The 26,821-nt window shown below is 77.7% G+C and carries 28 protein-coding genes; 16 read left to right on the top strand and 12 right to left on the bottom strand.

Annotated features, from left to right (window positions below; all coding sequences use genetic code 11):
- The first annotated feature begins 32 nt into the window (after nucleotides 1-32).
- Nucleotides 33-812, top strand: a complete 780-nt coding sequence (locus BLQ97_RS01695) for a ComF family protein (protein WP_175471552.1) — start codon at nucleotides 33-35, stop codon at nucleotides 810-812.
- A gap of 39 nt (nucleotides 813-851) precedes the next feature.
- Nucleotides 852-1,544: a ribosome hibernation-promoting factor, HPF/YfiA family gene (gene hpf, locus BLQ97_RS01690; RefSeq protein ID WP_091362649.1), complete on the top strand. Its 693-nt coding sequence runs from the start codon at nucleotides 852-854 to the stop codon at nucleotides 1,542-1,544.
- A gap of 45 nt (nucleotides 1,545-1,589) precedes the next feature.
- Here hpf and BLQ97_RS01685 read toward each other — a convergent pair whose 3' ends face one another.
- Nucleotides 1,590-2,147, bottom strand: coding sequence for a GNAT family N-acetyltransferase (locus BLQ97_RS01685; protein WP_091362647.1), 558 nt, complete (start codon nucleotides 2,145-2,147; stop codon nucleotides 1,590-1,592).
- 10 nt (nucleotides 2,148-2,157) lie between these two features.
- On the bottom strand, nucleotides 2,158-2,553 hold the full coding sequence (locus BLQ97_RS01680; RefSeq protein WP_091362646.1) for a pyridoxamine 5'-phosphate oxidase family protein: 396 nt from the start codon (nucleotides 2,551-2,553) through the stop codon (nucleotides 2,158-2,160).
- Between BLQ97_RS01680 and BLQ97_RS01675 the strand changes: the two genes are divergently transcribed.
- Nucleotides 2,545-3,297, top strand: a complete 753-nt coding sequence (locus BLQ97_RS01675; RefSeq protein WP_245691723.1) for an SDR family NAD(P)-dependent oxidoreductase — start codon at nucleotides 2,545-2,547, stop codon at nucleotides 3,295-3,297. The genes BLQ97_RS01680 and BLQ97_RS01675 overlap by 9 nt on opposite strands.
- Nucleotides 3,298-3,357: 60 nt before the next feature.
- Nucleotides 3,358-6,429, top strand: coding sequence for a preprotein translocase subunit SecA (gene secA / locus BLQ97_RS01670; RefSeq protein ID WP_091362642.1), 3,072 nt, complete (start codon nucleotides 3,358-3,360; stop codon nucleotides 6,427-6,429).
- Nucleotides 6,430-6,475: 46 nt separating this feature from the next.
- Here secA and BLQ97_RS01665 read toward each other — a convergent pair whose 3' ends face one another.
- Nucleotides 6,476-7,021, bottom strand: coding sequence for an Rv3235 family protein (locus tag BLQ97_RS01665; protein ID WP_091362639.1), 546 nt, complete (start codon nucleotides 7,019-7,021; stop codon nucleotides 6,476-6,478).
- 95 nt (nucleotides 7,022-7,116) lie between these two features.
- Nucleotides 7,117-7,812 carry a LysM peptidoglycan-binding domain-containing protein gene (locus BLQ97_RS01660; protein ID WP_091362636.1) on the bottom strand — a complete coding sequence of 232 codons (696 nt, stop codon included), beginning with the start codon at nucleotides 7,810-7,812 and terminating at the stop codon, nucleotides 7,117-7,119.
- A gap of 87 nt (nucleotides 7,813-7,899) precedes the next feature.
- Here BLQ97_RS01660 and BLQ97_RS01655 point away from each other — a divergent pair, with 87 nt between their 5' ends.
- A complete protein-coding gene (locus tag BLQ97_RS01655; protein ID WP_091362634.1) occupies nucleotides 7,900-8,454 on the top strand; it encodes a hypothetical protein in 555 nt (184 codons plus the stop codon).
- 2 nt (nucleotides 8,455-8,456) lie between these two features.
- On the opposite strand, the gene BLQ97_RS01650 is transcribed toward BLQ97_RS01655, so the two are convergent.
- A complete protein-coding gene (locus tag BLQ97_RS01650) occupies nucleotides 8,457-8,750 on the bottom strand; it encodes a helix-turn-helix domain-containing protein (protein WP_091362631.1) in 294 nt (97 codons plus the stop codon).
- Nucleotides 8,751-8,959: 209 nt separating this feature from the next.
- On the opposite strand from BLQ97_RS01650, the gene BLQ97_RS24120 reads away from it, so the two are divergent.
- From BLQ97_RS24120 to BLQ97_RS01630, 4 genes are all read left to right on the top strand, one after another.
- Nucleotides 8,960-9,883, top strand: a complete 924-nt coding sequence (locus BLQ97_RS24120) for an SAF domain-containing protein (protein WP_091362629.1) — start codon at nucleotides 8,960-8,962, stop codon at nucleotides 9,881-9,883.
- Nucleotides 9,883-11,172, top strand: coding sequence for a CpaE/TadZ family protein (locus tag BLQ97_RS01640; protein WP_091362626.1), 1,290 nt, complete (start codon nucleotides 9,883-9,885; stop codon nucleotides 11,170-11,172). The genes BLQ97_RS24120 and BLQ97_RS01640 overlap by 1 nt, the downstream gene beginning before the upstream one ends.
- A 50-nt stretch (nucleotides 11,173-11,222) precedes the next feature.
- The gene (locus BLQ97_RS01635; RefSeq protein ID WP_091362624.1) at nucleotides 11,223-12,605 is read left to right on the top strand and encodes a WS/DGAT/MGAT family O-acyltransferase; all 1,383 of its coding nucleotides are present in this window, start codon (nucleotides 11,223-11,225) and stop codon (nucleotides 12,603-12,605) included.
- Nucleotides 12,606-12,695: 90 nt separating this feature from the next.
- Nucleotides 12,696-13,208 (top strand): DUF6912 family protein, encoded by a 513-nt coding sequence (locus BLQ97_RS01630; RefSeq protein WP_091362622.1) that lies wholly within the window; start codon nucleotides 12,696-12,698, stop codon nucleotides 13,206-13,208.
- A gap of 8 nt (nucleotides 13,209-13,216) precedes the next feature.
- On the opposite strand, the gene BLQ97_RS01625 is transcribed toward BLQ97_RS01630, so the two are convergent.
- On the bottom strand, nucleotides 13,217-17,404 hold the full coding sequence (locus BLQ97_RS01625; RefSeq protein WP_139173415.1) for an FtsK/SpoIIIE domain-containing protein: 4,188 nt from the start codon (nucleotides 17,402-17,404) through the stop codon (nucleotides 13,217-13,219).
- Between the two features lie 152 nt (nucleotides 17,405-17,556).
- Here BLQ97_RS01625 and BLQ97_RS01620 point away from each other — a divergent pair, with 152 nt between their 5' ends.
- Entirely contained in the window at nucleotides 17,557-17,850 is a 294-nt protein-coding gene (locus tag BLQ97_RS01620) for a WXG100 family type VII secretion target (RefSeq protein ID WP_091362617.1), read from the top strand.
- Nucleotides 17,851-17,863: 13 nt separating this feature from the next.
- Here the strand turns inward: BLQ97_RS01620 and BLQ97_RS01615 are convergent, their stop codons facing one another.
- Nucleotides 17,864-18,805 (bottom strand): MFS transporter permease, encoded by a 942-nt coding sequence (locus tag BLQ97_RS01615; protein ID WP_245691722.1) that lies wholly within the window; start codon nucleotides 18,803-18,805, stop codon nucleotides 17,864-17,866.
- A complete protein-coding gene (locus BLQ97_RS01610) occupies nucleotides 18,802-19,290 on the bottom strand; it encodes a hypothetical protein (protein ID WP_091362615.1) in 489 nt (162 codons plus the stop codon). Before BLQ97_RS01610 ends, BLQ97_RS01615 begins: the two co-directional genes overlap by 4 nt.
- A 130-nt stretch (nucleotides 19,291-19,420) precedes the next feature.
- Between BLQ97_RS01610 and BLQ97_RS01605 the strand changes: the two genes are divergently transcribed.
- Nucleotides 19,421-19,930, top strand: a complete 510-nt coding sequence (locus BLQ97_RS01605; RefSeq protein ID WP_091362613.1) for a MaoC family dehydratase — start codon at nucleotides 19,421-19,423, stop codon at nucleotides 19,928-19,930.
- A 24-nt stretch (nucleotides 19,931-19,954) separates the two neighbouring features.
- Here the strand turns inward: BLQ97_RS01605 and BLQ97_RS01600 are convergent, their stop codons facing one another.
- Nucleotides 19,955-20,395, bottom strand: coding sequence for an NUDIX hydrolase (locus BLQ97_RS01600; RefSeq protein WP_245691721.1), 441 nt, complete (start codon nucleotides 20,393-20,395; stop codon nucleotides 19,955-19,957).
- An 81-nt stretch (nucleotides 20,396-20,476) separates the two neighbouring features.
- On the opposite strand from BLQ97_RS01600, the gene BLQ97_RS01595 reads away from it, so the two are divergent.
- The 5 genes from BLQ97_RS01595 (at nucleotide 20,477) to BLQ97_RS01580 (ending at nucleotide 23,842) form a co-directional block, all read left to right on the top strand.
- Nucleotides 20,477-21,100 carry a DUF6758 family protein gene (locus BLQ97_RS01595; protein WP_091362608.1) on the top strand — a complete coding sequence of 208 codons (624 nt, stop codon included), beginning with the start codon at nucleotides 20,477-20,479 and terminating at the stop codon, nucleotides 21,098-21,100.
- Nucleotides 21,101-21,227: 127 nt separating this feature from the next.
- Nucleotides 21,228-21,386: a hypothetical protein gene (locus BLQ97_RS23185; RefSeq protein ID WP_175471551.1), complete on the top strand. Its 159-nt coding sequence runs from the start codon at nucleotides 21,228-21,230 to the stop codon at nucleotides 21,384-21,386.
- 6 nt (nucleotides 21,387-21,392) lie between these two features.
- A complete protein-coding gene (locus tag BLQ97_RS01590) occupies nucleotides 21,393-22,055 on the top strand; it encodes a PH domain-containing protein (protein WP_091362606.1) in 663 nt (220 codons plus the stop codon).
- A gap of 16 nt (nucleotides 22,056-22,071) precedes the next feature.
- A complete protein-coding gene (locus tag BLQ97_RS01585) occupies nucleotides 22,072-22,947 on the top strand; it encodes a PHP domain-containing protein (protein WP_091362603.1) in 876 nt (291 codons plus the stop codon).
- A 10-nt stretch (nucleotides 22,948-22,957) separates the two neighbouring features.
- Nucleotides 22,958-23,842, top strand: a complete 885-nt coding sequence (locus BLQ97_RS01580; protein WP_245691720.1) for a RecB family exonuclease — start codon at nucleotides 22,958-22,960, stop codon at nucleotides 23,840-23,842.
- Here BLQ97_RS01580 and BLQ97_RS01575 read toward each other — a convergent pair.
- Genes BLQ97_RS01575 through BLQ97_RS01565 form a run of 3 tightly spaced genes read right to left on the bottom strand, consistent with a single transcriptional unit; the run spans nucleotide 23,839 to nucleotide 26,821 of the window.
- Nucleotides 23,839-24,690 (bottom strand): oxygenase MpaB family protein, encoded by an 852-nt coding sequence (locus tag BLQ97_RS01575; RefSeq protein ID WP_091362601.1) that lies wholly within the window; start codon nucleotides 24,688-24,690, stop codon nucleotides 23,839-23,841. The two genes, BLQ97_RS01580 and BLQ97_RS01575, sit on opposite strands and share 4 nt — an antisense overlap.
- Complete coding sequence (locus BLQ97_RS01570; RefSeq protein ID WP_091362599.1) at nucleotides 24,687-25,616, bottom strand: alpha/beta fold hydrolase; 930 nt, start codon at nucleotides 25,614-25,616, stop codon at nucleotides 24,687-24,689. The genes BLQ97_RS01575 and BLQ97_RS01570 overlap by 4 nt, the downstream gene beginning before the upstream one ends.
- A 50-nt stretch (nucleotides 25,617-25,666) precedes the next feature.
- Nucleotides 25,667-26,821 (bottom strand): outer membrane protein assembly factor BamB family protein, encoded by a 1,155-nt coding sequence (locus BLQ97_RS01565; RefSeq protein ID WP_091362597.1) that lies wholly within the window; start codon nucleotides 26,819-26,821, stop codon nucleotides 25,667-25,669.

The following is a 26,821-nucleotide window of genomic DNA, read 5'->3' as shown; positions in this document are numbered from 1 at the left end:
CCGCCGACCGGCGGGAGCCGCAGGCTGGGGCGGTGGGCGGACTCGGGGCTGCGCTGGCCGACCTCGTCCTGCCACGGACCTGCGCCGGCTGCGGCGTCCCCGGCGCGGTGCTGTGCCGGCGCTGTGCCCGCCTGCTCGCCCGGCCGCACGTGGCCACCCCGCGCCGGGTGCCGGCGGGCCTGCCGCCGGTGGTCGCGGCCGGGGTCTACGCCGGGCCGGTGCGCGCCGCGGTCCTCGCGTTCAAGGAGCGCGGCCGGGCCGAGCTCGCCGGGCCGCTCGGGACGGCGCTGGCCCTGGCCGTCGCGGCGGGGGCCGCGGTGCTCCCCGGCCGGCCCGTGCTGCTGGTCCCGGTGCCCCCGAGCCGGGCCTCGCTGCGCTCGCGCGGCCGCGACCACGTGCGCGAGCTGGCCGGGGTCGCCGCCGCCGAGCTGTCGGCCGCCGGGGTGGCCGCCCGGGTGGCGCCACTGCTGGCCCGGACCGGTCGGGTGCGCGACTCCGCCGGGCTGTCGGTGGCCGAGCGGCGGGCCAACCTGGCCGGCACGTTCGTCCCCCGTGGTGGCCCGGCGGTCCCCCCGGGAGCCCTGCTGGTGCTGGTCGACGACGTCCTCACCAGCGGCGCGACGCTCACCGAGGCGGCCGCCGTGCTGGCCGTGACACGCGCGGAGGGGGACACGCCGGTCCTGGCCGCCGCGGTGGCCGCGACGCCCCGCGCGCCGGTACCGGTCGTCACCGGGACGGTTGCGGACGGTGCACCGCAGAGAGGGCTCCGGAACCGCCTCGATCGACTGTCGACCCCCCTGGACAGCGACTAGCGTGGTCTCGGTCACACCCGCCGACGACCGGGAGGTCAGATGGAGATCGTGGTTCGTGGCCGCAACGTCGAGGTGCCGGAGCACTTCCGGCAGCGCGTCGAGGACAAGGTCGGTCAGCTCGAGCGGTTCGACGGGAAGCTCTCCCGGATCGATGTCGAGCTGTTCCACGAGAAGAACCCCCGGCAGTCCCACAACTGCCAGCGCGTCGAGATCACCCTGCGGGGCAAGGGGCCGGTGGTCCGTGCGGAGGCCTGCGCCCCCGACTTCTACTCCGCGCTCGACCTGAGCTGCGGCAAGCTCGACAACCGGCTGCGCCGCGCGAACGACCGCCGGCGCGTCCACCACGGCCGGCGCACCCCGCCCAGCGTGCGGGTGTCCGGCGGCTCCGAGGCCGCGCCGCTGGAGACCCCGGCGCTCGGCCTCGTCGACGGCTCGGCCGCGTCCCTCGGCAGCGAGCCGGTGGTCCCCGACCTCGACGAGCACCTGCCCGGCCAGGTGGTGCGGGAGAAGCACCACCCCGCCGTGCCGATGACCGTCGACCAGGCCCTGCACGAGATGGAGCTCGTGGGGCACGACTTCTTCCTCTTCCAGTGCGCCGAGACCGGGCGCCCCACCGTCGTCTACCGGCGGCACGCCTTCGACTACGGCCTCATCCGGCTGGTCGAGCCACCCCTGGGACAGCAGCACGACACCACCGCGGCACCGGCCGAGCCCGCCGCCGCCCCGCACTGACACCGCGGCAGGGGCCCGGCCCGACCGGGACGGGCCCCTGCCCCGTCAGTCGCCGGGCAGCCGGCCGAACAGGACGGCGTCAGCGCGGGAGCCGTCGCGGTAGGACAGGCAGGAGCGGACGACGCCCTCGCGGACGAAGCCGGCCCGCTCGGCGACCGCCTGCGAGGTGCCGTTGCCGACGTCGGCCAGCAGGTGGACCCGGGGGGCGCCCCGCTCCAGCGCCCAGTCGGCCAGGGCCCGGGCCGCCTCGCTGGCGTAGCCCCGCCGGCGGGCCCACGGGGCGACCCAGTAGCCGACCTCCGGGCCGAGCCGGCGCCCGTCGTCCAGGTGGTGCAGGCCGCAGGAGCCGACCAGCTCGCCGTCGGCCTCGATCGCGCACGACAGGTCCCGGCCCTCCGCGCGCCCGCGCGGCGAGGTCACCGTGACGAACTCCTCGGCCGCCGCCCGGGTGTAGGGCTCGGGCAGGGCCAGGAGCCACCGCCGGGTCTCCGCGTCCCGGCAGGCGCGGAACACGGCGTCGGCGTCCTCGGGCCGGTGCGGCCGCAGCACGAGCCGGTCGGTGCGCACGGCCTCGGTGGTCAGGTCGACACCGGTGAGGTCCACCGGCTCATGGTCACGCGTTGCCCAGCACCCGGTCGACCGATATCTCGATGACCACCCGCGCCGGGTTCTCCCGGGGCTGCCGGTAGCGCCGCGCGTAGCGGGCCTCGGCGTCGGCCACGGCGGCTGGGTCGTCGCGCACCACCGCCGCGCCCTCCAGCGTCACCCACCGGCGGCCGTCGACCTGGCAGACGGCCACCCGCGCCTGCCCGGCGCGCACGTGCCGGGCCTTGGCCGAGCCGCCGGAGGTGATCACCCGGGCGGTGCGGGTGTCCGGGTCGTAGGTGACGCCGACCGGCACCACGTGCGGGCGGCCGTCGGCGCGCAGGGTGGTCAGCGTGGCCAGGTGCCGCTCGGTGAGGAGGAAGGCGAGCAGTTCCGGACCGAGATCGTGCAGGTCGTGGGCCACGTCAGGAGGTTAGGCGGCGGGCGGGACGGGCACCGGGCCGGCGTGGAGCTGGCGGGGGCGCGGGTGCTGGTGGCCGGCGCGACGGGGGTGCTGGGCGGCGAGCTGGCGCGGGCGCTGGCCGGTGCGGGCGCGCGGCTGGCGCTCACCGGGCGGGACGAGGGCCGGCTGCAGGCGCTGGCCGCCGAGCTGGGTGGCGCCCCGGCCCGCGCGGCCGACGCGGTCGACGTGGAGTCCGTGCGCGCCTCTGTGGACGCGGCCGCCGACGCCCTGGGCGGCCTGGACGCCGTCGTCGTCGCCTGGGGCGTGGTGGCCTTCGGGCCGGCCGCCGACGCCGACGACGCCGTCACCGAGGAGCTGTTCGCGGTCAACACGCTGGCCCCGATGAGCCTGGTGCGCGCCGCGCTGCCGCACCTGGCCGACGGCGGCGCGGTGGTGCTGCTGTCGGCGATCGTGGCCGACGCCCCCACGCTGGGCATGGCCGAGTACTCGGCGAGCAAGGCGGCGCTGTCGGCGTGGGCCTCGGTGCTGCGGCGCGAGCTGCGCGGCCGGTCGGTGGCCGTCCTCGACGTGCGGCCCCCGCACGTCGACACCGGCCTGGTCGACCGGGCGCTCGCGGGGTCCCCGCCGCGGCTGCCCGCCGGCCACGACCGCGGCGAGGTCGTCGCCGCCGTCCTCGACGGGCTGCGCGAGGGCGCGCGGGAGGTCGTGCTCGACCCGGGGGAGAAGCGGCTGGTGCGGCGCTGAGCGCCGGCGACCACGCGCTGCCTCCCCGGCTCGCCGCGGGGGCCGCCTACGCTGGTGCCCGTGGTTTTCTCGAGGATCCTGCGGGCCGGTGAGGGCAAGCTCGTCCGTCGACTGGAGCGCATCGCCGACGCGATCGAGCTGCTCGCCGACGACGTCGCCGACCTGACCGACGCCGAGCTGCGCGCCAAGACCGACGAGTTCAAGCAGCGCCTGGAGGACGGCGAGACCCTCGACCAGCTGCTGCCGGAGGCCTTCGCCGTCGTCCGCGAGGCCGCCAGCCGCACGCTGGGGCAGCGGCACTTCCGCGTGCAGCTCATGGGCGGGGCCGCGCTGCACCTGGGCAACATCGCGGAGATGCGCACCGGTGAGGGCAAGACCCTGACCGGTGTGCTGCCGGCCTACCTCAACGCGCTGACCGGCCAGGGCGTGCACGTGGTCACCGTCAACGACTACCTGGCCAAGCGCGACGCCGAGTGGATGGGCCGGGTGCACCGCTTCCTCGGCCTGTCGGTGGGCACGATCCTGTCGGGCGAGAAGCCGGCGCACCGCCGCGAGCAGTACGCCTGCGACATCACCTACGGCACGAACAACGAGTTCGGCTTCGACTACCTGCGCGACAACATGGCCTGGAGCAAGGCCGACCTGGTGCAGCGCGGGCACCACTACGCGATCGTCGACGAGGTCGACTCCATCCTCATCGACGAGGCCCGCACCCCGCTGATCATCAGCGGCCCCGCCGAGTCGGCCGGCAAGTGGTACGTGGAGTTCGCGCGCATCGTGCCGCTGATGCAGCGCGACCTGCACTACGAGGTGGAGGAGGCCAAGCGCACGGTCGCCGTCACCGAGGAGGGCGTGGAGTTCGTCGAGGACCAGATCGGCATCGAGAACCTCTACGAGGCGGTCAACACCCCGCTGATCGGCTACCTCAACAACGCGCTGAAGGCCAAGGAGCTCTTCCACCGCGACCAGCAGTACATCGTCAGCAACGGCGAGGTGCTCATCGTCGACGAGTTCACCGGCCGCGTGCTGGCCGGGCGCCGCTACAACGAGGGCATGCACCAGGCCATCGAGGCCAAGGAGGGGGTGAAGATCAAGGACGAGAACCAGACGCTCGCCACGATCACCCTCCAGAACTACTTCCGGCTCTACGAGAAGCTCTCCGGGATGACCGGCACCGCCCAGACCGAGGCGGCCGAGCTCTCCCAGACCTACAAGCTGGGCGTCGTCCCCATCCCGACGAACCGGCCGATGGTCCGCGAGGACCGCTCCGACGTCATCTACAAGACCGAGAAGGCCAAGTTCGACGCGGTCATCGACGACATCGCCGAGCGGCACGAGGCCGGCCAGCCGGTGCTCGTGGGCACCGCCAGCGTCGAGAAGTCCGAGATCCTCGACAAGCTGCTGCTGCGCCGCGGCATCCCGCACGAGGTGCTCAACGCCAAGAACCACGCGCGCGAGGCGCACATCGTGGCGCAGGCCGGGCGGCTGGGCGCGGTCACCGTGGCCACCAACATGGCCGGCCGCGGCACCGACATCCAGCTCGGCGGCAACCCCGAGTTCATCGCCGACGAGGCGCTGCGCGCCCGCGGCCTGTCGCCGTCGGAGACCCCGGAGGAGTACGAGGCCGCCTGGGACGAGGCGCTGCAGACCGCCAAGGACCAGGTCCGGGCCGAGCACGAGGAGGTCGCCGACGCCGGTGGGCTCTACGTGCTGGGCACCGAGCGGCACGAGAGCCGCCGCATCGACAACCAGCTGCGCGGCCGCTCCGGCCGGCAGGGCGACCCGGGCGAGTCGCGGTTCTACCTCTCCCTCGGCGACGACCTCATGCGCCGGTTCAACGGCCCGATGCTCGAGTCGATGATGACCACGCTGCGCGTCCCCGACGACCAGCCGATCGAGTCGAAGATGGTCACCCGGGCGATCCGCTCGGCGCAGACGCAGGTCGAGCAGCAGAACTTCGAGGTCCGCAAGGACGTCCTGAAGTACGACGAGGTGCTCAACCGGCAGCGCACCGTCATCTACGACGAGCGCCGCAAGGTGCTCGACGGCGAGGACCTGCACGAGCAGGTGCAGCACATGCTCGACGACGTCGTCGGCGCCTACGTCGACGGCGCCACCGAGACCGGCTACGCCGAGGACTGGGACCTCGAGCAGCTGTGGACCGGCCTCAAGGCGCTCTACCCGGTGGGTCTCGACCGCCAGGAGCTCCTGGCGCGGGTGGCCGACGGCGAGCAGGCCGCGCTCACCGCCGACGTGCTGCGCGCGGAGCTGCTCGACGACGTGCACCGCGCGTACGAGGAGCGCGAGGCCGCGCTGGGCTCGGAGGTCGTGCGGGAGCTCGAGCGGCGGGTGCTGCTGTCGGTGCTGGACCGCAAGTGGCGCGAGCACCTCTACGAGATGGACTACCTGCGGGCCGGCATCCACCTGCGCGCGATGGCCAACCGCGACCCGGTCGTGGAGTACCAGCGCGAGGGCTACGACATGTTCAACGCGATGCTCGACGGCATCAAGGAGGAGTCGGTCGGCTTCCTGTTCAACCTGGAGGTCAAGACCAAGGAGCAGCAGGAGGCCGAGGCCAGGGCCCAGCAGGCCGAGGCCGAGGCCAAGGCGCTGGCCGCCGCGCAGGAGGGCACCGCCCGCGTGCTGGCCCGTCAGGCCGCCGCCGCGAGGGCCGCCGAGGCGGCCGCCGCTCCGGCTGCCGCGCCCCCCGCTCCGGCGGCTCCCGTCGCGCCGGCCCCGGCGCCCGCCGGTGGGGACGGTGCCGCCCCGGCGGCCGCGGCTCCGGTGTCGGTCACCAAGCCGGCGGCCCGGCGCTCGACCGGCGCCCCGGCCCACCGGCCCGGAGGGCGGCACGCCGCCCGCAACGCCGCTCCGGCCGCGCCCGCCGAGGAGGCGCCGGCCCCGTCGGGCACCGGTCCGCAGCTGGCGGTCAAGGGCCTCGACGAGCCGCGCCGGCAGGAGAACCTGAGCTACTCCGCGCCCTCCCTGGACGCCTCCGCCAAGGAGAGCGGCCCGGCCAAGGCGGCCAAGACCGCCACGGTCACCGGGACCAAGGAGCCGGCCCGCAACGCGCCCTGCCCCTGCGGCTCGGGCAAGAAGTACAAGGTCTGCCACGGGGCGGCCGGCCGCTGAGGCCGGAGCCCGATCCCCTCACCCCTCGCCCGAGGGGTGAGGGGGGCTAACCGATCGACAGGGCGGTGCAGCGCCAGCGCCCGTCCACGCCCTCCAGTCGTGCGGCCACCGCGTGCGCCCGGCCGCCCCGGCGCGCGACGGCGCTGACCTCGGCCACGCCGTCGACCGGTTCGCACACGTGCACCGGCCCCAGCACCAGCGGCGCGGTGCCGCCCGAGCACCAGGCCGGCCGGCGTCCGCGGACCAGCGCCGCGTGGACGCCGGGCGTGGTGAGCCGCTGCACCTGGGTCAGCGGCCGCCGGCCGGCGAGCGCCTCCAGCGCCGTGGTGAACAGCGTGCGACCGGCGGCCCGCGGGTCGGGCAGGTCGGCGCGCACCGACCAGGCCGGGCCGAAGGGGTCGACCGGCACCCGGCGCCGGCCCGGCGAGCTGGGCCGCGGCCCGGGCCGGTGCGGGGGCCGCGGCGGCGGGGTGGCGGAGTCGACCAGCGGCACGGCCGGGCCGTCGAGCGTGGGGTGCAGGGCCGGGACGACGGCCAGGTGCAGCCGGCGCAGCGGCGCTGCCGCGGGCGGGGGGACGACGGGTGCGGACACGGGGGCTCCCGGGGGTCGGACGGCGGGACGGGCCGGGGGAGCGGCCGTCGTCGGGCGGGTGGTGCGGACTCGGGACGGCGGGTCGGACGGGCGGGTCAGCCGGGCGGGCGCAGCACCTGACCGGGCAGCAGCAGGTCGGGGTCGTCGCCGACGACGGCCGCGTTGGCCGCCCACCACCGGCCGACGGCGGTGGCGACCTCGGCGTCGGAGGGCTCGGCGCCGGCCCGCGCCCGCAGGTCGGCCGCCGCGATCGACCACAGGCACTCGCCGCGGAGGACGACGTGGTCGCCGGGCGCCGGGGCCGGCCAGTCGGGGACGGCGGCCGGTGCGATCGGCACGGCCGCCGTGGTGGCTCCCGTCGACGCGGTCCAGTCGGGGACGGCGCCGACGGTCTCCGCGCCCGCGGTCACGACCACCACCGGCGCCGGTGCCGCGGACGGGCCGGGCAGCGCGACCACGGTGGTGAGCCCGACGCCGAGGGCCAGCGCGGCCGCCCGCCGTCCCGACGCGGGCAGCACCCCGCGCAGCAGCACCCCGGCCAGCGCGCCGGCCCACCCGGGCAGCGCGGACAGCGCGGTGAGCGCCAGCCCGAGGGCACCCCACGCCCACACGGCCCAGGCGAGGACCGCGACCGCGCCCAGCAGCAGCGCCTCCGGGCCGGCGACGTCGGCGACCCGCTGCAGGTCCCCGCCGGGCGGGACCAGCCGGCCGAGGTCAGGGGTGAGCAGGTGCAGCCCGACGGCCGCGGCGGCCATGGCCGCCGTCGTGCCGGCGAGTCGACGGAGCGACACGGGACCTCCTCCGGTGCAGGTGACGACGTACTGAAGCAAGCAAACGCATCCAAACGCAAGAGTTGAGGGTCATCTACGCTCCGGTGCATGCGCTGGCAGCAGTTGTTCGCCGACCTGCAGGCGGAGTTCGAGGCGGCCGAGGAGTGGGCGCAGCTGCCGTCGCGGTCGCGCGCCGAGACCGGCACGGTGCGGCTGGCCGACCGGCTCGGCGGCGCGGTGGGGCACCGGGTGTCGCTGCGCTGCCGCGGCGCGGGGGAGGTGGCGGGGCGGCTGACCGAGCGGGGGCCGGACTGGCTGCTGCTCGAGGACGACGCCGGTCGCGAGGTCCTGGTGGCCCTGCCGGCCGTGCTCGCGGTGTCCGGGCTGGTGCGCACGACGGCCGCACCGGAGGACGGCTCGCGGGTGACGGTGGACCTGCGGCGGGTGCTGCGCGGGCTCGTGCGCGACCGCAGCGCGGTGGCGGTGGTGCTCGACGACGGGGGTGTGCTGACCGGGACGCTCGACCGGGTCGGTGCCGACTTCGTGGAGCTGGCCGAGCACGCACCCGACGACTTCCGCCGGGCAGGAGCGGTGCGCGGGGTGCGGGCGGTGGCTCTCGGTGCGGTGGTGGCGGTGCGGACGCTGGCGCCCGGCGCCGCCTGAGCTCAGCTGCGGCGCCGGCCTCGTGCGGGGGCGGGGACCGCGGCCGGGACCTCGGACGGCGGGTCCGCGGCCGGCTCGGGGGCGGGCTCGTCGGCGGGTATCACGCCGGCCCGGGCCTCGGCGTACTTCTGCTGGATGAAGCGCTCGAGCTCGTCGACCTCCACCCGCCACTGGCCGCGGCCGCCGATCTGGATGGCGATCAGCTCGCGGCGCCGCACGAGCGCGTAGGCCTGTGACCAGGAGACGTTGAGGATCTCGGCGACGTCGTCGAGGGTCAGGAACCGCGGTGAGGGCATGGGGTCTCCGTCCGTTCGGGAGCAGTCTGTCAGGACCGCGCTCACCCGGGCGCATCCCGTCCACACCCGAACGTGTGGACAGCCGGTGCACGCACCTGCGTCCGTAGCGCATCATCTGCGTCCGACCGTGCCGGAACGCCGGTCCGGACGCGCGCCCGCCACGACGGCGGGGATCCGCGGGAGCCCCCGCGACGAGGAGGAGACGCCGGGTGAGCGCTGCGACCCGCACGGCCCCGGCCGCGGCCGCCGACGAGCCGTCGACCGGTCCGGTACCCCGCCGGGTCCGCCCGCCGCGCTGGCTGGACCTGCGGCTGGTGCTCGGCGTGCTGCTCGTCCTCGGCCCGGTGCTGCTCGGCGCACGCGTGGTCACCGCCGCCGACGCCACTGTGCCGGTGTGGTCGGTCGCCGGGGACCTGGCCGCGGGCACCGTGCTCGAGGCGGCCGACCTGGTCGCCGTCGACGTCCGGCTCGGCGACGCGGCCGGCGCCTACCTCTCCACCGGCACCGAGCCCGCGGGCCGCACGCTGGCGCGCGCCGTCCGGGCCGGTGAGCTGCTGCCGCGCACCGCGCTCGAGGAGCCCGAGGAGCTGGTGCAGGTCGCCCTCCCGGTGCAGGCCGGCTACGTCCCGCCGGGACTGGACCGCGGTCAGGTGGTCGACGTCTACGGCGTCACCGACCCGGCGGGGACCGCCACGGGGGAGGGCGTGGTCCTGGTGGTGGGGGCGGCGCCGGTGCAGGCGGTGAGCGGCCGCGCCGAGGGCGTCCTGTCGACCGCGACCACGACCGTCCAGGTGGTCGTCTCGGTCCCCGCGGCCCTGGCGCCCGGTGTGCTGGGCGCGATCGGGGGACGCCCGCTGGTCGTCGTCGTGCACGGGTCGGTGGACCCCACCACCGGCCCCGCCACCACCGGCCCCACCACCACCGGCCCCACCACCACCGGCCCGGCCACCGTCCCCGTCGGCACGCCGTCCCCGTCCGGACCGTCCGCGTCGCCGACCACGGGAGCCGCCACCGTGCCCGCTGCGGGTCCCACGCCGGCACCCTCGGCGCCGGCCGCGCCACCGGCGGGGACCGTGCCGGCGGTGCCGGAGACCGTGCCGGCGCCCACCACCCCGGCCGGACCGGCCGCCTGATGGCGCTGCAGGTCGTCACCGCCGTCACCGGGGCGGCGTGGGAGTCCGCGCTCGTCGGGGCCCTGGACCGCGCCGACCACGGGGTGACCGTGGTCCGCCGCTGCGTCGACGCACCCGACCTGCTCGCCGCGGCGGCCACGGGCACCGCGCAGGCCGCGCTGCTCTCGGCCGACCTGCGGCGGCTCGACGGCGAGGCGGTCGCGCGGCTCGCGGCGGCCGGGGTCGCCGTCGTGGGCCTGGCCGACCCCGGGGACGAGCGCGCCGCCGAGCGGCTCCGTGCGCTCGGCGTCGGCACGGTGCTGCCCGCCGACGCCGCCCCGGAGGAGGTCGTCCGCACGCTGCGCGAGGCCGTGGCCGGCCGGCTGCCCGCCGGGCGGGACGTCGCCGACCCGCGCGCGGCGCTGCCCGTCCGGGACACCGCCGGGCCGCCGGCCGACGAGCGGCGCCCCGCCCGGGGCCGGGTGGTGGCCGTGTGGGGTCCGACCGGTGCCCCGGGCCGGACGACGGTCGCGGTGGGGCTGGCCGACGAGGCCGCCCGTCTCGGCGTGCCGACCCTGCTCGTCGACGCCGACGTGTACGGCGGTGTCGTCGCGCAGGTCCTCGGCCTGCTCGACGAGTCGCCGGGACTCGCCGGTGCCGCGCGGCAGGCGGCCGCGGGCACCCTCGACGAGGCCGCGCTGGGCCGCCTGGCCTGGTCGGTGCGCCCCCACCTGGACGTGCTCACCGGGCTGGCGCGCGCCGACCGGTGGCCGGAGCTGCGCCCGCGGGCGGTCGCCGCCGTGCTGGAGGAGGCCCGCCGGGTCGCCGACCTCACCGTGGTCGACTGCGCGTTCAACCTCGAGGAGGACGAGGAGCTGTCCTTCGACACCGCCGCGCCGCGGCGCAACGGGGCGACCGTCACGGTGCTCGAGGAGGCCGACGAGGTGCTGTGCGTCAGCGGCGCCGACCCGGTCGCGCTCCAGCGCACCATCCGCGCCCTCGGCCAGCTCCGCGACGTGCTGCCGGAGGTCGAGCCCGCCGTGGTGGTCAACCAGGTCCGGCGCGGGCCGGTGCCCGGCGACCCCCGCCGGGAGGTCGCCGAGGCGCTCGAGCGCTTCGCCGGCCGCTCCGTCCGCGCCTTCCTGCCCGCCGACCGGCGGGCCACCGACGCCGCCCTGGCATCCGGCCGGACCCTCGCCGAGGTGGCGGCGGGGTCGCCGCTGCGCGCGGGGCTGCGGTCGCTGGCCGCCATGCTGGCGCGCGTGCCCGAGCCGGTGGCCGGCCGCCGGTGGGGCCGCCGCGCCGGGTGACCCGGCTCGGGGCGGCGCCGTAGCGTGGGGGTCCGATCCGGAGGGGGACGATGACCGAGCGGCTGAGCACCCTGGACGCGTCGTTCCTCTACCTGGAGGACGACGGCGCCCCGCTGCACGTCGCCGGCGTGCTCGTCCTCGAGCCGGTCGCGGGCGGCCTGGACGCGCTCGCCGACCTGGTGGAGGCCCGGCTGCCGCTCGTGCCCCGCTACCGGCAGCGGATCGTGCCGGTGCCCGGGCACCTGGCCAACCCGGTGTGGGCCGACGACCCCGACTTCGACGTGGCCTACCACGTGCGGCGCTCGGCGGTGCCGCGCCCGGGCACCGAGCAGCAGCTGCTGGACCTGGTGTCGCGGGTGACCTCGCGGCCGCTCGACCGGAGCCGTCCGCTCTGGGAGGTCTACCTCGTCGAGGGCCTCGCCGGGGGGCGGGTCGCGGTGGTCACCAAGACCCACCCGGCGCTGGTCGACGGCCTGGGCGCGGTGGACATCGCCCAGGTGCTGCTCGAGCCCGGGCCGGACGTCGCCGTCCCGCCCACCGACGACTGGGTCCCGCGCCGGCTGCCGGGGCGCGTGGAGCTGGTGCTCGACGCCTTCGGCGAGTACGTGCAGCGCCCGACGTCGGTCGCCGAGGCGGCCCGGGAGGCCGCCGGCGACCTGCGCGCGACCGCCGCCCGCGTCCGCGGGGTCACCGGGGGACTGGTGCGGGCCGCGCGGTCGGCGGTCGTGCCCCCACGGCACGGCCCGCTCAACCGGACGGTCGGCCGGCAGCGCCGGGTCGCGGTCGCCCGTGCCTCCCTCGAGGACCTGCGGGCCATCCGCAAGGCCCACGGCGGGACCGTCAACGACGTGCTGCTCACCGTGCTGACCGGGGCGGTGCGCGACTGGCTGCTCTCCCGCGGCGAGCCGGTGCTGAGCTCGACGACGGTCCGGGCGCTGGTGCCCGTGTCCGTCCGGGGCGAGGAGCAGGAGCTGCCGGGCAGCAGCGTGTCCGCGCACCTGGTCGACCTGCCGGTGGGCGAGCCGAACCCCTGGGTGCGGCTGGCCCGGCTGAGCTACGCGATGCACGGGGTCACCCGCTCCGGCCGCACCGTGAGCGCCGACGCCCTCATCGCGCTCACCGGCTTCGCCCCGCCGACGCTGCACGCCCTGGGCGCCCGCGCGGCCCGCGGCCTGTCGCGGCGGCTGTTCAACCTGGTCGTCACCAACGTCCCGGGCCCGCAGGTGCCCCTGTACGCCGCCGGCGCGCGGATGCTGGAGGTCTTCCCGGTCGTGCCGCTGCTCGGCGGCCAGGGCCTGGCCGTGGGGATGACCAGCTACGACGGGCACGTCTACGTGGGGCTCAACGCCGACCGCGACGGCGTGGGTGACGTCGACGTGCTGGCCGACCTGGTCGAGCAGGAGGTCACCGCGCTCACCGAGTCGGTGCGCTGACCCGCCTCCGAGAGGGGCGCGTCGGACGCTCCCCGGCGGCGGGTGCGCGCGGGTTACCGTCGGCGTCCCACCGACGAAGGGAGCCACCGGGTGCGGATCTACCTGCCGGCCACGACGAGCGTCCTGCGCACCCTCGTGGACGAGGGCCGGCTGACCGGGCCGCACACCGCCTTCGCCGTCACGCCCCGGTTGCGGCAGTTCTACGCGATCAGCGACGCCGAGGCCGACCTCGAGGAGCTCGAGTACGCCGCGCTCCTGGCCGCCGCCCGCGCCAGCCTCCGGCTGATCGACGTCGACCCCACCGCGGCCCGCCGCCGCGTCGTCCTCGCCGCGGACGTGCCCGACAGCGCGGTCAGCCCCCTCGACGACCCGCACACCGAGCCCGGGGCGGTCCGGGTCGCCGCGGACGTCGCGGTCGCCGACGTGGCCAGCGCACACCTCGACGGGGCCGACGCCGAGGAGGACGTCCGCGCGGCCGTCGCCGTGGTGCTGGAGGCCGACCTCGGCAGCGACGACGCGCAGTTCGTGGTCGACCAGGCCGAGGGCCACGACCTGGCCTGGTACGCGACGCAGGAGATCGGTGCGGCGCTCGAGCTGCTCTGAGCCGCGCCTCACGCCGCCGCCCGGTCCCCGGCGGCGGCCCATCCGGCACCCGCACCCGGCACCGGCCCGCGGTGGCGGGCCACCTGCACCCGCTGCGCGGTCCCACCGGTGACCAGCCAGCCCGAGCCCGGCCGCACCGGCACCGGCGTCCGGGGCAGCCGGGTGCCCAGCAGGTCGGCGTCCCCGGGACCGGGGCACAGCAGCAGGCCGCTGCGCGACCGGCGCAGGTCGGCGACCGGTCCGCGGAAGGCGGCGGCGAGCTCTCCCGCGGTCCCGGCGGCGAGCACCACCACGCCGGCGTCGGCCAGGGCGGCCGTGGTCGTCGAGGCGACGACCGGGCAGTCCGCGAGCGTGCCGACGCCGTCGAGCAGCACCGCGCCCGGACCGTCCAGTCCGGCCAGCCAGGCGCGCCACGCAGCGGTGTCGTCGGCGGCCAGCGCGGTGACGCCGGCCGGTCCCCGCCGGATCGCGCGCCGGCCGGCGACCAGCCGGGCGACCGCCGTCCCCGAGCGCAGCAGCGTCGCGGCGAGGCCCTCCAGGGTCGTCGTCCGGCCACTGCCCGGCGGCCCGACGACCAGCAGCCCGCCGGCGCGCCGCAGGTCGACCGTGAGCACCGCGCCCTCGTCGCCGCCGGGGCCCACGGGCAGCGCGTCCGGCCCGCCGTCCGCGTCCGCCGCGGCCAGCCGGGGGTCCGGCGGCAGCGCGGGGATGCGCAGCGGGGCCGGCCCGAGGACGGGACCACCTGCCGGGCGCAGCGGCCGGGGGAGCGCCAGCTGGCACTCCCGCGCCTGCTCGCCGAGCAGGGCGCGGCCGGGCGGTCGCTCGGCGGGCACCGCGCGCACCGGGATGCCGGCGACGGCGTAGTCGGCGCGGTCGGGCAGCGGCAGCACCAGCCGGGTCCCCACCGCCCCGGCCAGCCGGCCACCGGGCACCGCGCGGTCGCCGGTCAGCACACAGGTCAGGCCGGCGGCCGCGCCGTCGCGGACCAGGCGCAGCAGGTCCGCCGACCCGGAGCCCGGGACCGCCTCGTCGAGCTGTGCCACGAGCGACTCGACGCCGTCGACCAGCAGGAGCACCGCCGGGCCGGGGTCCGCCCCGCCGGCCCGGCGGGCGGCCGTGTGCTCGGTGAGCCGCGCGAGCAGGCGCACGGTGCGCAGCGCGTCGGTGGCACCCACCGCGGTCCCGGTGTGCGGCAGCGGCGCCGCCTCGGCGGCCAGGGCACCGCCGCCGTGGTCGAGGACGTGCACGTGCAGGCGCCCGGGCGGCAGGCGCCCGACCGCCTCGGCGAGCACGGTCCGCAGCAGGGTCGTCCGGCCGCTGCGGGGCCCGCCGACGGCCAGCCAGCCACCGCCGCGCGCCAGGTCGAGCACCAGCGGCTCCCGGCGCTGCCGGTCCGGGTGGTCGACGAGGCCGACGAGCAGCTCCGTCGGCGGACGACCGGCGCGATCGAGCTCGTCGGCGCCGATCCGCCCGGGCAGTGGCGGCTGCCAGGGGCGGTGCGGGGCGGGGATCCCCGCGGCCTCGGCGTGCGCGGCGGTGGCGTCGGCGACGCGGGCGAGGTCGGACGGCCCCGCCGGGGACACCTCCGGACCGGGCGCCTCCGGCGGTACCGGCCACGCCCAGCGGCGCACGGTGGGTCCGGTGGCCCCGGCCGGGGCGGCCAGGGCCACGCGTGCCGCCTGGAAGGGCACCGGGCGCTCGCTGCCGACCCGCAGCCACCCGCGTCCGGGGCGGTCGGCCGGGACCGTCGCTGCCTCGGGGCCGCCGAGCACGTCGCGGGAGTCGGCCTCACCCGTGGTGCGCAGGCACAGCCGCAGGGAGCAGTTGGCGCGGATCTCGGGCGAGACCACGCCACCGGGCCGCTGGGTCGCCAGCACGAGGTGCACCCCCAGCGAGCGCCCGCGCTGGGCGATCCCCACGAGGCCCGACACGAACTCCGGCAGCGTCTCGACCAGCCCGGCGAACTCGTCGACCACGATCACCAGCCGGGCCAGCCCGACGTCCGTGGGGAGCGCCGCGACGTCGGCCACGCCGGCGGCGGCGAGGACGGCCTCGCGGCGGGCGAGCTCGGCGGTGAGCGAGCGCAGCGCCCGGGCCGTCGCCGCGCCGTCGAGGTCGGTGACCAGGCCGACGGTGTGCGGCAGCGCCACCGCCTCGGCGAAGGCGGCGCCGCCCTTGTAGTCGACGAGCAGGAAGGAGCAGCGGTCGGGCGGGTGGGCCAGCGCCAGGGCCGCGACCAGCGTGCGCAGCAGCTCGGACTTGCCCGAGCCGGTCGTCCCGGCGACCAGGGCGTGCGGGCCGTCGCGGCAGAGGTCGACCTCGACCGCACCGTCCGGTCCGGCACCGAGCCGGGCGCGCAGCGACCCCCGGTCCCGGGACCACCCCGGGACGACGGGTGCGCCGCCGTCGCCGACCAGGTCGAGCAGCCGGACCGCCTCGGGCAGGCCCCCCGCCGCACGGGCCGGTGCGAGCGGTGCCAGGTCCCGGGCCAGCCGTCCGGCGACCGCCGGGGACAGCCGGTCCACCACCAGCCGGACCCGGTCCGCGCCGCCGACGTGGAGGTGGCCGGTGTCCCCGGTCTCGCCGGCGACCTGCAGCACGGCGTCGACGTCGACGAGCTGGTCGGCCCGGTCGGCGCGGCCCAGCACGACCACGCCGGCCTCCCGGCAGCCGCGCAGCGCCGCCCGCAGCGCGCGGTCGACCGGCCGGTCGACCACGAGGACCAGCCACCGGGCGGGGCGGGGACGGGCCGGTGCGCCCGGGCCGCCGGCCCGCGGCCGGTCCTCCACCGCGGCCAGGCCGCCGAGCCAGGACAACAGGGCCGCGTCGGCCGCCGCAGCGGCCTCGGCCGGGTCCGGGCGGACGTGCACGGCGCCGGGGGACAGGTGCGGCAGCCAGCGGGTCCACGACCAGTCGGGCAGCAGTCGGGACGTCGTCAGCACGGCGACGTCGACCTCCCCGGGTGGGGACAGGGTCACCAGCTGCGCCAGCACCCCGGCCAGGACGCCGAGCGCGGGGCCGCGGGGGCCGGTCACGGCGAGCCCGCCGGTCCGGCGCAGGTCGACGGTCACCGGCAGGTCGGCCGCCGTCTCGGGTTCGCGCCTGCCGTCCTCCAGCCGCCGGACCCGGGTGACGCCGGCGCCGGTGCCCAGCCGGACGACCAGCGTCTCCGCGTCGGCGGCGCCGCGGTGCCAGAGCAGGCCGGTCCGCCGCCGCGCCGCCGTGACGAGCGCGGCGAGGTCCGGCCAGGCGGCACGTGCCCAGCGGACGTCGGCGCGCACCGCCTCGGCCAGGCGCTCGCGTGCCGCCCGGGTCTCCTCGGCGTGGACCGCGGCCGCCCGCCGGCCGCTGCGGGACCCGCTCCACCGCTCCGACAGCCACGTGGCCACCGCGACCACCGGGCTGAGCAGCGCGAAGAAGAGGAACACCGGCGCCGCCAGCACCCACGCCATCGTGACCCCGGCGGCTGCCGGGAGGACGACGGCCACCCAGGCCACCCGTCGGCGGGAGCCGGTCACGGGGGCGTCGGGCAGCCGGACCTCGGTCTCCGGCCGCACCGGCACCGGCTGCGGCGCGGTCTGCACGAGCACCCGGCCGGCCGGTGCGGGACGCAGGCCGGCGGGGCCGTGGCGGGGGCCGGAGACCGCCAGGGAGCTCCCGCCCAGTCGTAGCACCGCCCCCGGAGGCCACGCCCGGGCGGCGGCACCGAGGTCGGCGTCGTCGAGCCGGCTGCCGTTCGTGGAGCCGAGGTCGGTCACGGCGATGCCGCCGGCCCCCACCTCGAGGAGGGCGTGCCGGCGGGAGACCCCCGCGTCCGGCAGCGGCAGGGTGGCGCCGGTCCCGCGGCCCAGGACGTGCCGTCCCGCGGCCAGCGGCACGGTGCTGCCGGCCGCGGGACCGCCGACGACGTGCAGCTCCAGCGGGCTGCGCGCCGGACCGCCGTCGCGGCCGGCCGGCCGGCCGAGACCGAGGACGGCCCCGTGCGCGAGGGCGCCGTCGCTCAGGGGCAGGTCGCCGGGCAGCCGGCCGGTGCCCGACCACACGTCGGCGACCGGGACCGCGAGGGCGGCGGCGAGGGCGGGCAGGACGGCGTCGAGGCGGGCGTCGTCGGCCGCGCGGACCTCCACGTCGGCGGGTCCTCCGGGCCCCACGACGGTCCAGCAGCGGGGTCCGGCGGAGAGGTGGTCGTCGGGCACGCGCCGACCCTGCGGTGGTCCCGGCCGGGGCAGGCAGCGGGACGGGCAGCTGTGGACGGCCGGCCGGCTGTGGACGGGCGGGGCGGCTCCCCGGCCGCAGCGGCCTACCGTCCGCTGCCACCGGGAGGGACCCGGACCGGACGGGAGGGACCATGAAGGTCGACATCGCCACGCTGCAGTCGATGGCCGGGCAGTGCCAGGCCGAGGCCGCCGAGACCGCGTCGCGCCACGCGACGCTGTCGAGCCACGTCAACACCTCGGTGCTCGACGGCTGGACCGACAGCCAGGCGGCCGTGCAGTTCAGCGCGCTCTACGAGCAGTGGCGGCTGTCCGCGCAGGGGGTCAGCGACGCGCTGACCGGCATGGGCGGGCTGCTCGGCCAGGTGGCCGGGTCCTACCAGCAGCACGAGGCGGACATGGCCGCCCGCATCGGTGCGCTGCTCTGAGCGGGCCCGGCGGTCAGCCGGGTGGGTCTGCGGCGGGCACGCCGCCGGCCCGCCCGGCCCCGCGGCCGAGCCGCGAGCGGATCGCGGCCAGGGCCTCGGGCGCCCGCTCCCACGGCAGGATCGACAGGATCGCCACGCAGTGCGGCAGGAAGATGATGCGCAGCCCGCCGAACACCATCAGGTGGAAACCGAGCAGGAAGACGACCAGCGCCACCCGGGCCCGGTCGGAGCGGACCAGCAGCATCAGCGGCGCGGCGAACTCGGCCACGAGCATCACCCACTGCGCGGCCGTGAGCAGACCGGGCACGTCGAGGGTCCACTCCGACAGCGCGGTACCCCGGCGGATGACCGCGCGGGTGATCGTCGAGCCCGTGGCCCAGTCCCACCCGCCGAAGCGCACCTTCGCCCAGGCGGCGAGGAAGTAGGTGAGCACCACGGTGACGAACACCGCGGCCATCGCCCAGCCGGCGGCCTCCGACGAGCGGCGGTCGCGCCAGCACGCCACGCCGATGGTCGGCAGCACGGCGAGGGCGACGAGGTAGGCGATGCGGTCGTGGTCGACCTTGCCGTAGCTCATCGCGATGACCATCCACTCGGAGTAGAGGAGGAACACCGCGGTGCCGAGCAGGCGGGGGGCCCGGCCGGTGGCGGCGGCCAGCGCGGCGGCCACCAGCAGCCACTGGACGACGGTCACGACCGTGGCGGTCGGCGTGGGCAGCTGCAGCAGCCGGCCGACGACCAGCGGCTGGTAGTACGCGGTCGGCACGTCGGCGTGGGCGGCCACCCACGCGGTGGTCAGGAACACGTCGACGGGCACGAACAGGTAGGCGATGGTGCGGAACACCGCGATCCGCGCCAGCGGCACCGGCCGCGTCCAGAACCCGCGCACGGCGGCCAGGGGTCCCCGGGGGGCCGGGCGGGTCGTGGCCTCGGCGGTGGGCAGCGCGGTGCTCACGGGCCGACCGCCAGCTCCTGCGCGACCAGCACGTCGTCGGTCCACGCGCCGGTGCGCTCGCCGGCGACGAGCTCGAAGCGGCGCAGCACCACCTGCACCTCGACCAGCTGCGGGCCGCCGGGGTGGTGCTCGGCGTAGGTGTCGGCCAGCAGGACCAGCAGCGAGGGGTCCTCGACCAGACGTGGCAGCTGACCCTCGAACTCGGCGCGGCGCAGGCCGACCTCGCCGCCGGACAGGCGCACCTCCCGGCCGTCGCCGGTCAGGCCGACGACGCGGGTGGACACGACCGGGGCGTCGTTGGACGCGCGGGTCGAGTACATCTTGAACGGGCCGAACGGGAAGTGGGCGTCGGTGCCCCACACCGTGCCGGCCAGCAGCAGCGCCAGGACGACCGCCGTGGCGGCCAGACGGGCGCGTCGCCCGCCGGGGGAGAGCGCCACCACCTCGGCCTCCGCGGGGTCGGCGGCGCGGGAGAGCTCGACCATCGGCGCATCGTAGGATCGGCGGCCGTCCAGACGGGTCACCGGCGCGCGCCGTGGCACACGGGCCACCCGTGCCGGGACGGTCCCCGCGCGCGGGCCCCGCTCACCCCACGACGACGTCGGGAGCGCGCAGATGCAGTTCGGCCGGTACTACGAGGAGTTCGAGGTCGGGGCGGTCTACAAGCACTGGCCCGGGAAGACCGTCACCGAGTACGACGACCACTTGTTCTGCCTGATCACGATGAACCACCACCCGCTGCACCTCGACGCCCACTACGCCGCCGAGACCACCGACTTCGGCCGCAACGTCGTGGTCGGCAACTACGTCTACTCGCTGCTGCTCGGGATGAGCGTCCCCGACGTGTCGGGCAAGGCCATCGCCAACCTGGAGATCGAGTCGCTGCGGCACGTCGCGCCGACCTTCCACGGCGACACGATCTACGGGGAGACGACGGTCCTGGACAAGACCGAGTCGCGGTCGAGGGACGACCGCGGCGTGGTCCACGTCGAGACGATCGGCTACAAGCAGGACGGCACCGTCGTCTGCACCTTCCGGCGCAAGGTCATGGTGCCCAAGCGCTCCTACGGCGAGGCCCGCGGCGGCGAGCAGCCCGGCCGCCCGGAGCCCACGCCCCGCGGCTGACGCCCGCGGGAGGCGCCGCGGCGGTCAGCCCGGCAGCGCGCCCCAGCCGCGCAGCGTCTCCAGCAGCCGCGGCGTGCAGGTCAGCCGCTCGAGGTCGGCGGCGTCGGCGAACAGCACCGCGTCGGCGTCGTCGCCGGGGACCGGACGCGCCGGGCCGGTGAGCGTGCAGGCGAAGTCGACGACGTCGTAGACGACGCCGTCCCCGGGGATCGTCACCCGGCCCACCTCCGCGCCGACCCGCACGTCCAGGCCGGTCTCCTCCCGCACCTCCCGCGCGGCGGCGCCGGCGAGCGACTCCCCGGGCTCGACCCGGCCGCCGGGCACCGACCACAGCCCGCGACCCGGCTCGTTGCGCCGGCGCACCAGCAGCAGCCGCCCGGCGTCGTCGAGCACCACGGCCCCCACGCAGCGCTGCACCGGCGCTGCGGGGGCGTCGGGACCCCCGCCGGCGGGGGAGGCGGGCACGCGCGCGAGCCTACGGCGGCACGCCGGAACGCGTCGGACTCCGCTTGACGAACCGATCGAGTGACAGGACGGTGTCATCCGATGAGCGCCTCCCCGGTCTGCCCCCGCTGCGGTGAGCCGCTCGTCGTGCGCCCGGGGGACTCCGCGCTCGCCTGGTGCCACGTGCACGGCGCCGTGACGCCGCTGCACCACACCACGCTCATCGCGCACGACGCCATCGCCGCGGTCACCGCCGACGCCCGGGTGCCGGCCTGGGTGCCCGACCCCATGCCGTCGGGCTGGACGGTCACCGGCCTGGCGTGGGGCGGCGAGCCCGGCGCCCGGGCCATCGTCGTCGGCTGCGCCGGGCCCGCGCCGCTGGGCGGGTCCGCCGAGCTGGTCCTGGTCGCCGAGGAGCCGGGCACCGGTGTGGGCTGCGGGTACGCGGGCCTGCCCGGTCTCGACCCGGGCGACGTGATCACCGGGCCGTCCTCGGCGGCGGTCGAGGCCGCCGGACAGCGCGCCCCGCTGTGGGCCGTCCCCACCTCCGACGACCGCGCCGCCTTCGTCGGGGAGGCCTACGGCGTGTGGCTGTGGCTGGTCATGTGGCCGATGTCGGCCGGCTGGCTGCTCGCCGAGGAGCTCACGCTGCTCGACCTGCGCGACCGGCTCTACCCCGACCTCCCGCTCGGGCCGCCCAGCGAGCACTTCCTGCCCGGGGAGTGACCGGCCGGGGCCGCCCGGCGTGTCCGCCCGGGAGGACCGTGGGGCCTGTGTTACGCATGGGACCGGCCTCCGGGCCCACTCGCGCGGGCACCGTGCCCGCCGGTGCGAGCAGACCCCGGAGGTGGCGGTGAACCTGAAGAAGATCCTCGTCTGGCTGGCCGTCGCCTTCGTCGTCTTCTACGTCATCCAGCAGCCGGAGTCCTCGGCCGCGATGGTGCGCAACGCGGGTGAGGCGCTCGGGGACGCCGCCTCGTCGCTGGCCGCGTTCGTCGAGTCGCTCGTCTAGGCGGCCGTGACCGGCCCGGCGCGGGGCAGCGACGGCCGCCCGCCGCGGTGGGCCAAGGACGCCGCGAAGTACCTGCTCCCCGGTGAGGACGCCGTCCTGGCCACCCGCCGGCACTGGGCCGTGCTGCTCGAGCCCGCCGCCAAGGCGCTGCCGGTGCTCGTCGCCGGCCTGTGGGTGCTCACCCTCGATCCCGACAACCGGGTCGGCGCCACCGTCGGGCTGGTCCTCGTCCTCGGCGCGCTGGGGTCGTTCGCGCTGCGCGCCGGCGAGTGGTGGATGCGGCACTTCATCGTCACCCGCCGCCGGGTCCTGCTCACCTCGGGGATCGTCGCCCGCACCGTCACCCTCCTCCCGCTGCGCCGGATCACCGACCTGACCTGGAAGGAGACGCTGCTGGGCCAGGTGCTCGGCTACGGCACCTTCCGCTTCGAGTCCGCCGGCCAGCAGCAGGCGCTGTCCCAGATCACCTTCCTGCCGCGCGCCGACCTCCTCTACCACCAGGTCAGCGGGCTGCTCTTCGGCAGCGACTGGGGGAGTGCGGCCGGCGGCGACGACGAGGGCAACCCCGAGCCCGCCGAGGGACGTGAGGGCGGGCGCGGCGGTCGGCGCGACACCCAGCCCATCCCCGGCGCCCGCAGCCCCCGCCAGGACGGACCCGCACCGGCCTGAGGGAGGCTGGACGCCGATGCGCATCGACCTGCACACCCACTCGGCGGTCTCCGACGGCACCGAGACCCCCGCCGCGCTGGTGGCCACCGCGGCCGCGGCCGGCCTCGACGTGGTCGCGCTGACCGACCACGACACCACCGACGGGTGGGCCGCGGCGCGGGCCGCCCGCCCGGCCGGGCTCACCGTCGTCCCCGGCATGGAGCTGTCCTGCCGCTGGTTCCCGGCCGACGAGCCGCCGGTCAGCGTGCACCTGCTCGCCTACCTGTTCGACCCCGCGCACCCGGCGCTGACCGCGGAGCTGACCCGGCTGCGCGCCGAGCGGCTCAGCCGCGGTGAGCGCATCGTCACCGCGCTCGCCGCGGCCGGCCACCCGGTGGTGTGGGAGCGCGTCGTCGAGGCCTCGGCCGGCGGGGTGGTCGGCCGCCCGCACGTGGCGCGGGCGCTGGTCGAGGCCGGCGTCGTCGCGTCGGTCGACGAGGCCTTCGCCACGCTGCTGTCCCACCGCAGCCCCCACTACGTGGCCAAGGCCGACACCGACGTCCTCGAGGGGATCCGGCTGGTCCGGGAGGCCGGCGGCGTGCCGGTGTTCGCCCACGGCCTGGCGAGGAAGCGCGGCCGGGTGGTCGACGACGCGGCGATCGCGGCGATGGCCGGCGCCGGGCTGCTCGGCCTGGAGGTCGACCACCCCGACCACGGCCCCGCCGAGCGCGACCACCTGCGCGGCCTGGCCGGCGAGCTGGGGCTGCTGGTCACCGGCTCCAGCGACCACCACGGCGCCAACAAGACGACGCCGATCGGGGCCTGTCTCACCGACCCCGGGCAGTACGAGGCGCTGCTCGCCGCGGGGACCGGCACCGCGCCGTTCACCGGGCCGGCCGGTGCCGCGGGTTAGCGTGACCGGCGTGGGTGGGGCGCAGCTGGAGATGCCGGGGATGCCGCAGCGGCTGTTCCCCGCGACGCCGAGCAAGCTCGCCACCTTCGCCGACTGCCCCCGCCGGTACCGGTTCGCCTACGTCGACCGCCCGACCCCGCCCAAGGGGCCGCCGTGGGCGCACAACTCGGTGGGCTCGGCGGTGCACGCGGCGCTGCGCTCCTGGTGGGAGCTGCCCCGGGACCGGCGCACCGCCGGCGCGGCCCGGCAGCTGCTCTACGGCGCCTGGTCGCCCAGCGGCTTCCGCGACGCCGACCAGTCCGAGCGGTGGCGGGCGCGCGCGGCCGGCTGGCTGACCGACTACGTCGCCGACCTCGACCCCGGCGACGAGCCGGTCGGCACCGAGCGCCAGGTCGCGGCCACCACGGCCCGGCTAGCGCTGTCGGGCCGGGTCGACCGCATCGACCAGCGCGGCGACGAGCTGGTCGTCGTCGACTACAAGACCGGCCGGGTGCCCAGCACCGACGACGAGGCGCGCGGGTCACCGGCGCTGGCGGTCTACGTCCTCGGCGTCCAGCGCACGCTGCGCCGGCCCTGCCGCCGGGTCGAGCTGCACCACCTGCCCAGCGGGACGGTGGCCTCCTTCGAGCACACCGAGCGCTCGCTGGCCAACCACGTGCGCCGCGCCGAGGACGTCGCCGCCGACATCGCCGTCGCGACCGAGGCCCTGGAGGGCGGCGCGTCGCGCGACGAGGCTTTCCCCGCGGTGACCGGCCGGCAGTGCGGCTGGTGCGACTTCCGGTCCAGCTGCCCGGCGGGGCAGGCCGCGACGCCGGCGCGCGAGACCTGGAGCTTCCTCGCCGAGGACGACGTCGCGGCGTCCCCGGCGGCGTCCGCCACGCCGTCCCCGGCCTAGGCGGCGGTCCGCTCCAGGCCCGCGCGCACGATCGGTGAGAGCCGCGTGCGGTCGGGCAGCGCCAGCAGCCCGGTCCGGAGGGCCCGCAGCGCCGCGGTGGCGGCCGCGTCGGTGACCGCCAGCCCCGGCAGCGACGCCAGGCGCCGCGCCCACGGCGGCAGCGTCGCCACCGCCAGGGAGGCCAGTGACCCCCACGCCGGCCGGGCCGGCGTGAGCACCTGCACCCACCGCGGCATGGGCGGGACGACGAGGAAGCGCCAGGCGTCGCGCGCGGCCGGCGTCACGGCCAGCTGTGGGCGCACCCGCGTGAAGTAGCCGGCCAGGGCCGCGACCGAGTCGGGCACGTCGGCGGCGTCGACGCCGATCAGCTCCGCCGCGGTCACCTGCTCGGCGACGTAGCGGTCGGCCTCGGCGTCGTCGACCACGCCGGCGCGGCGGGCGACGTCGAGCAGCGAGTCGACCTGCGCGCAGTGCACCCACAGCAGCAGGTCGGGGTCGTCCACCCGGTAGGAGCGGCCGGTGGTCTCCTCGGTGCCGCCCAGCCGGCGGTGCACCCCGCGGACCCGGCGCACCACGCGCACCGCCTCGCGGCGGGTGCCGAAGGTCAGCGTGTCGACGTACGCGGCGGTGCTGGTCAGCCGCTGCCACGGCTCCTCGCGGAACACCGAGTTGCGGGCGACGCCGTCCATCGCGACCGGGTGCAGGGTCTGCAGCAGCAGCGCCCGCAGCCCGCCGACGCTGTAGACCGGGTCGGCGTGCACCCGCCAGGTGACGCTGTCCGGGCCGAAGAAGCCCCGCCGGTCCTCCTCGTCGGTCCAGTCGCGGGACGAGGGTCGTGCGCCGCTCACCGGGTGCTCGCCGGGACGGAGGACCAGAACGACTCCAGCACCCGCAGCGTGTGCGGCGCGTTCTCGACGGCGGGGGAGTGCACCGCCCGCGGCACCACCTCGTGGCGGGCGCCCAGCCGCGCGGCCATGTCGGCCTGGACCCGGGGCGGCCAGGCGTCGTCGGCCTCGCCGTGGGCCACCAGCACCGGCACGCCGGTGGCGGCGAGCTCGGCCACCCGGTCGGGCTCGGTGGTCATCGCGTCGGCCATCCCGCGCAGCCCCGCGGCGGTGTTGCGGAGGAACCGGCGGGTGTAGAAGGCGCGGGTCGGTGCCGGGACGGCCTGGGCGCGCGGGTCGGTCATGGCCAGCTGCTCGAGCGTGTCCGACACCAGCTCCACCCCGCCGGCGTCCAGCAGCGGGCCGAGGTGGTCGAGCAGCGCCACCCGCGGACCGGTGAGCGCGGCCGGCCCGGACCCGAGCAGGGTGAGCGAGCGGAACGCGGTGGGGTCGGCGAGGACGGCGGCCCGGGCGACCAGGCCGCCGAAGCTGTGCCCGAGCAGGTGCGGCGGCCCGGTCTCGCCGGCCAGCACGGACGCGACGGCGAGGACGTCGGCGGCCAGCTCGGCCACCGCGTAGGCGGCCGGGTCGTCGGGACCGGGCGACTCGTACTGCCCGCGCTGGTCGATCGCGACCACCCGGAAGCCGTCGGCCGCCAGCGGGGCCAGCAGCGGGGCGAAGTCCTCCTTGCTGCCGGTGAAGCCGGCCACCATCAGCACGGTGCCGCGGGCGCCGGGGCCGCCGGTGTCGAGCGCGGCCAGCGGCCCGGCGCGGCCGGACAGCGTGCGCGGGGTCGCGTCGTGGTCGGCGAGCTGGCGCAGGTCGTCGGGGGCGACGGCGAGGACGGGTGCGGGACGGTCTGAGGTGTCGGGGCTCCCGGGCAGCACCATGGCTTCCAGTCAACCTCGCGGGAGCCGTCCGCGCCGCGTCGAGGCGGGACTCAGCGGTACCCGATCACCCGGTCGGGCAGGCGCTGGACGAGCACCGGTCCGACGACGGCGGTGCGCCCGCCGGGGACGAGCCCGCCGGCGGCCGAGCGCCCGACCTCGGTGCCGGTGGCCAGGTCGCGCTGCACGAAGCCGCCGTCCTCGGGCACCCACACCGTCGCCGCGTCGGTCGTCCCGGTGGCCTCGCCGGTGGAGGGCAGCCCGAGCGCGGGCAGCTGCCACCGCGGGACGCCGGTGGCCGGGTCCAGCGCCCACACGGTGCCGCGCGCCCAGACCAGCGCGAGGTCGCCGGCCCCGGCCTGGTGCAGCAGCTCCGTGCCCGGGTCGCCGGTGGCCGCGGGCAGCGGCAGCTCCGGCAGCGCCGCGCCGTCGTCGGCCCGGGACAGCAGCAGCGTGTCGCCGGCGACGACGCCGACCACCCGGTCGGCGCCGGTCAGCCGCACGGTGCCGTCCTCGGGGACGGCGACGTCGCGGGTCCACCGCGCCTGACCGGAGGAGCCGTCGAACAGGCGCAGCTGGAGGGCGGCCGTGCCGGGGCAGCGCTGCAGCACCACCACGCCGGCGCTCCCGACGTCGGACCCGAGCAGCCGGCAGCCCTCGGGGGGTCCGTACCGCCAGCGGACGTTGTCGCCCACCGGGTCGAGGACGACGACGCCGGTGGGACCGGCAGCCAGCACGACCCGGTCGGTGGAGGCCAGCGTGGCGTCGCCGCGCAGGCTCAAGTTGCGGGTCCAGGCGCGCACCCCGGTGGCCGCGGTGAGCGCGAGCGCCTCGTCGCAGCGGTCGGCGGTGCGGAACACCGCCACGACGAGGCCGTTCACCGCGGTCGCGTCGCACAGCCGGGCGTCCCCGCGCCGGTAGTGCCACGCCTCCTCACCGGTGACCGCGTCGAGCGCGGCGAACCCGTGCTCGTCGGTCACCAGCACCCGGCCGCCCTCCACCACCCGGCGGGGCAGCGGGGCGCCGGCCTGCGCCGTCCACGCCTCCGTCAGCTCCCCGTCCGGGGCGGCGTCCGGGACGGCGGGCTCGGGCGCGGTGGTGCTGTCGGTCGCGGCGACGCTCGACCCCCGCCACAGCAGGGTGGCGACGACGACCAGCGCGAGCGCGGCCGCCGTCCAGACCCACACCCGCAGCGGCGGAGGGCGCAT

This window comes from Geodermatophilus telluris (assembly GCF_900102745.1).
Taxonomy (GTDB): Bacteria; Actinomycetota; Actinomycetes; order Mycobacteriales; family Geodermatophilaceae; genus Geodermatophilus; species Geodermatophilus telluris.
This window is presented reverse-complemented; position numbering and strand designations above follow the sequence as displayed.

Coding starts and splice junctions, on each gene's coding strand:
- BLQ97_RS01640 (WP_091362626.1), top strand. CDS start 9,883: ATGGCGCTGCAGGTCGTCACCGCCGTCACCGGGGCGGCGTGGGAGTCC.
- BLQ97_RS01565 (WP_091362597.1), bottom strand. CDS start 26,821: ATGCGCCCTCCGCCGCTGCGGGTGTGGGTCTGGACGGCGGCCGCGCTC.
- BLQ97_RS01650 (WP_091362631.1), bottom strand. CDS start 8,750: ATGCCCTCACCGCGGTTCCTGACCCTCGACGACGTCGCCGAGATCCTC.
- BLQ97_RS01610 (WP_091362615.1), bottom strand. CDS start 19,290: ATGGTCGAGCTCTCCCGCGCCGCCGACCCCGCGGAGGCCGAGGTGGTG.
- hpf (WP_091362649.1), top strand. CDS start 852: ATGGAGATCGTGGTTCGTGGCCGCAACGTCGAGGTGCCGGAGCACTTC.
- BLQ97_RS01570 (WP_091362599.1), bottom strand. CDS start 25,616: ATGGTGCTGCCCGGGAGCCCCGACACCTCAGACCGTCCCGCACCCGTC.
- BLQ97_RS01595 (WP_091362608.1), top strand. CDS start 20,477: ATGAGCGCCTCCCCGGTCTGCCCCCGCTGCGGTGAGCCGCTCGTCGTG.
- BLQ97_RS01655 (WP_091362634.1), top strand. CDS start 7,900: ATGCGCTGGCAGCAGTTGTTCGCCGACCTGCAGGCGGAGTTCGAGGCG.
- BLQ97_RS01620 (WP_091362617.1), top strand. CDS start 17,557: ATGAAGGTCGACATCGCCACGCTGCAGTCGATGGCCGGGCAGTGCCAG.
- BLQ97_RS01635 (WP_091362624.1), top strand. CDS start 11,223: ATGACCGAGCGGCTGAGCACCCTGGACGCGTCGTTCCTCTACCTGGAG.
- BLQ97_RS01585 (WP_091362603.1), top strand. CDS start 22,072: ATGCGCATCGACCTGCACACCCACTCGGCGGTCTCCGACGGCACCGAG.
- BLQ97_RS01605 (WP_091362613.1), top strand. CDS start 19,421: ATGCAGTTCGGCCGGTACTACGAGGAGTTCGAGGTCGGGGCGGTCTAC.